Annotated in this window: 1 pseudogene; it reads right to left on the minus strand. The window is 70.3% G+C overall.

The annotated features are described in order from the left end of the window. Positions 1–266: pseudogene (locus R0J88_RS20775) on the minus strand (D-aminoacylase); the annotation flags it as partial.

Genomic DNA, 266 nt, shown 5'->3' on the forward strand with positions numbered 1-266 from the left:
CCAGCGTTTCGGCGGTGCGGCCGTGGTTGTGCTTGCCCGTGACCTTGTGGTGCGACAGAATCGCCGGCACGTCGGCGGCGCGGCCGATCAGGAAGGCTTCCTCCATGGCGTCGCAGACGTGGTCGGCCTCGTCCCGCAGGTGGGTGGTGTACAGGCCCTGCCACGATGACAGCGGCGCGGCCACGCCGATGACCTCTTCGGTGCTGGCGTGCATGGCGGTGGGGTAGTACAGGCCAGTCGACAGGCCTGCGGCGCCGGCCGCCATG

The sequence above is a fragment of the Pseudoalteromonas sp. SIMBA_162 genome, assembly GCF_046535955.1.
GTDB classification, from domain to species: Bacteria; Pseudomonadota; Gammaproteobacteria; order Enterobacterales; family Alteromonadaceae; genus Pseudoalteromonas; species Pseudoalteromonas marina.